Annotated in this window: 5 protein-coding genes; all 5 read left to right on the top strand. The window is 62.7% G+C overall.

Translation table 11 applies throughout. From position 1 onward, the window contains the following. On the top strand, positions 1-397 hold a 397-nt coding region (locus ENZ74_RS26850), incomplete at its 5' end, for an aminotransferase class I/II-fold pyridoxal phosphate-dependent enzyme (protein ID WP_127313107.1). A 47-nt stretch (positions 398-444) separates the two neighbouring features. After that, positions 445-1,758 carry a homoserine dehydrogenase gene (locus ENZ74_RS26845; RefSeq protein WP_013531990.1) on the top strand — a complete coding sequence of 438 codons (1,314 nt, stop codon included), beginning with the start codon at positions 445-447 and terminating at the stop codon, positions 1,756-1,758. A gap of 133 nt (positions 1,759-1,891) precedes the next feature. After that, positions 1,892-2,248, top strand: coding sequence for a hypothetical protein (locus ENZ74_RS26840; protein WP_024505708.1), 357 nt, complete (start codon positions 1,892-1,894; stop codon positions 2,246-2,248). A gap of 71 nt (positions 2,249-2,319) precedes the next feature. After that, the gene (locus ENZ74_RS26835; RefSeq protein WP_013531988.1) at positions 2,320-2,487 is read left to right on the top strand and encodes a Thivi_2564 family membrane protein; all 168 of its coding nucleotides are present in this window, start codon (positions 2,320-2,322) and stop codon (positions 2,485-2,487) included. A gap of 204 nt (positions 2,488-2,691) precedes the next feature. Then, positions 2,692-3,114: fructose-bisphosphatase class II (locus ENZ74_RS26830; RefSeq protein ID WP_127313106.1), on the top strand; the 423-nt coding region annotated here is incomplete at its 3' end.

The following is a 3,114-nucleotide window of genomic DNA, read 5'->3' as shown; positions in this document are numbered from 1 at the left end:
GATCCAGGTGGCGGCGGCACACGCGCTCAACGGCGACGGCGCCGACATCGCCGAGGTACGCGACATCTACCACAAGCGCCGCGACGTGATGGTCGACGCCTTCGGCCGCGCCGGCTGGACCATTCCGGCACCGGCGGCATCGATGTTCGCCTGGGCGCCGATCCCGGAGCCGTTCAAGCATCTCGGCTCGCTCGAATTCTCCAAGCTGCTCATCGAACATGCCGACGTGGCCGTGGCGCCCGGTGTCGGCTTCGGCGAGCATGGCGACGAATTCGTGCGCGTTGCTCTGGTCGAGAACGAGCACAGGATCCGGCAGGCGGCGCGCAACATCAAGCGCTTCCTGTCGACCAGCGCCAAGCAGCCCAACAATGTCGTGCCGCTCTCCGCTCACCGGTAAGCTTGCCGCACGCAAATTCGATCTGACTTTGAGGGACGTCGCCGGACATGGCTGAAGCATTGCGTGTTGGAATTGCCGGCCTCGGCACGGTCGGTGCATCGGTGGCGCGCGTGCTGCGCGACAAAGCGGTGGAACTGACCCGCCAGTGCGGCCGTGACGTGATCGTCACCGCCGTCTCGGCGCGCGACCACAAGCGCGATCGGGGCGTCGATTTGAGCTCTGCAAAGTGGTTCGACGATCCGGTCAAGATGGCCCAGACCGCAGAAATCGACGTGTTCGTCGAACTGATCGGCGGCGACGAGGGCCCGGCGCGCTCATCGGTGAAGACGGCACTCGAAGCCGGCCGTCACGTCGTCACCGCCAACAAGGCGCTGCTGGCCAAGCATGGCGTGGCGCTGGCCGAGATCGCCGAGAAGAAGGGCGTGCTTCTCAACTACGAGGCGGCGGTGGCGGGCGGCATTCCCGTCATCAAGACGATGCGTGAGGCGATGGCCGGCAATTCGGTCACCCGCGTGTTCGGCATCCTCAACGGCACCTGTAACTACATCCTGACCCGCATGGAGGCCGAGGGCATCTCGTTCGATGCTTGCCTGAAGGACGCGCAGCGGCTGGGCTATGCCGAGGCTGATCCGACCTTCGACATCGAGGGCCACGACACGGCGCACAAGCTGTCGATCCTGACCAGCCTTGCCTTTGGCACCAGGATCGCCGCCAACGACATCTACATGGAAGGCATTTCCAACATCACCCAAGCCGACATCCGCGCGGCCGCCGATCTCGGCTACCGGATCAAGCTGCTGGGTGTCGCCCAGCGCACCGAGAGCGGTATCGAGCAGCGCGTGCATCCGACGATGGTGCCGACCGCATCGGTCATCGCGCAGGTGCATGGCGTCACCAATGCGGTGGCGATCGAAACCGACATTCTGGGCGAGCTGCTGCTGTCCGGCCCCGGTGCGGGCGGCAACGCCACCGCATCGGCCGTCATCGGCGACATCGCCGACATCGCCAAGAGCCGGCCAGGCTTCCAGCATGGTCCGGTCTTCGGCCGGCCGGCCAAGGAGCTGAAACCCTACAAGAAGGCGCAGATGCGCAGCCATGCCGGCGGTTATTTCATCCGGCTGACCGTGCACGACCGCATCGGCGTGTTCGCGGCAATCGCCAAGCGCATGGCCGACAATGACATCTCGCTGGAATCGATCGTCCAGCACGCAGTCAACGGCGAGGCGGCGGCACAGAAGACGGTGATCCTTGTCACCCACGAGACGACGGAGGCCGCCGTTCGCAAGGCGGTAGACGGCATCACCAAGGACGGACATCTGACCGACAAACCGCAGGTCATCCGCATCGAACGGGCAGGGTAGCTTTGTCCGACAGTCGCGCGGGACAAGAATTCCGCAGGCATTGAGGTCCGGTCTGGAGGCAGGCAGCTGCCACAGACCGGAACGAATTCGCGTCGACGCCGTTCTCTTGGTCACCAACCAGAGGAACCGCTTCATGGCTGACACCAACAAATCCGACACCCCCGATATCGACGACATCCAGAAGACGTTGGAAAAGCAGATTGCCGAACTGCGCAAGGAGATCACCAAGATCAACAAGAGCATTTCGGCGCGGGGCGCGGAGATGCTCGATGACGCCAGCGAACAGGCGTCCGAGTTGTACGACACCGCGGCGAACCGCGCTTCGCGTACGGCGCAACAACTGCGCAGCCAAGCCCAGGCTGTTTCGGAAGTCGCGCGCGAGAATCCTGGTACGACGACAGCTTTGGTCGGCGTGATCGGCCTGCTCGGCTTTCTGGCCGGCTTCGCCATTGCTCAATCGACGAACGATACCTCCCGCCGCTGGTATTGACCGCAGCGCAATAGGGCCGGGCTTCCGGCCTTTTCTGTTGTTTTCAGCAAATCACTTTTAAGGAGGACACCATGGCTTCGTCAGCGTTGATCGGCATCCTGATCACATTCCTCGTCATCATCCTCGTTCTCTATCTGGTTCAACGCCTGCCGCTCGATGGCCGGATGAGACAAATAGTTCAGGTCATCGTCATCATCATCGGCATCATTTCGCTGCTCAAATACCTCGCGGTTTTTTAGGCCGCGAAGGCCGCCATTCTCACCGTTTTAAGACTGGCCCGGCGCGTGGCGATCGGGCCGGTCGTGTTTCAAGACGTAGTTTAATCGATTGATATTGTTGGATATTCGATAATATTCGTGGCAGGTCTTGCCGTTGTCATGCTCGTTTGACAAAACAGGCCCGCCTCCGGCGGGAGGCCGCATTGCCAACGAGGAAATCACCAGATGAATGTGGCCCAGAACATCGTCGCCGGCCTTGACCGGATACTCACCATGGAACTGGTGCGCGTCACCGAACGGGCCGCCGTCGCGGCCGCCAGGCTGCGTGGGCGCGGCGACGAAAAGGCGGCCGACCAGGTCGCCGTGGATGCCATGCGCCAGGAACTCAACCGGCTTTCCATCAGGGGCACGGTGGTGATCGGCGAGGGCGAGCGCGATGAAGCGCCGATGCTCTATATCGGCGAAGAAGTCGGCTCCGGCAAAGGTCCGGCGGTCGATATCGCGCTCGATCCGCTCGAAGGCACGACGATCTGCGCCAAGAACCTGCCCAATGCGCTCGCCGTCATCGCCATCGCCGAAAAGGGCAGCCTGCTGTTTGCGCCCGATGTCTACATGGACAAGATCGCCATCGGTCCGCATAGCCCGGAC

This window comes from Mesorhizobium sp. M7A.F.Ca.CA.002.15.2.1 (assembly GCF_003998715.1).
Lineage (GTDB): Bacteria > Pseudomonadota > Alphaproteobacteria > Rhizobiales > Rhizobiaceae > Mesorhizobium > Mesorhizobium ciceri.
This window is presented reverse-complemented; position numbering and strand designations above follow the sequence as displayed.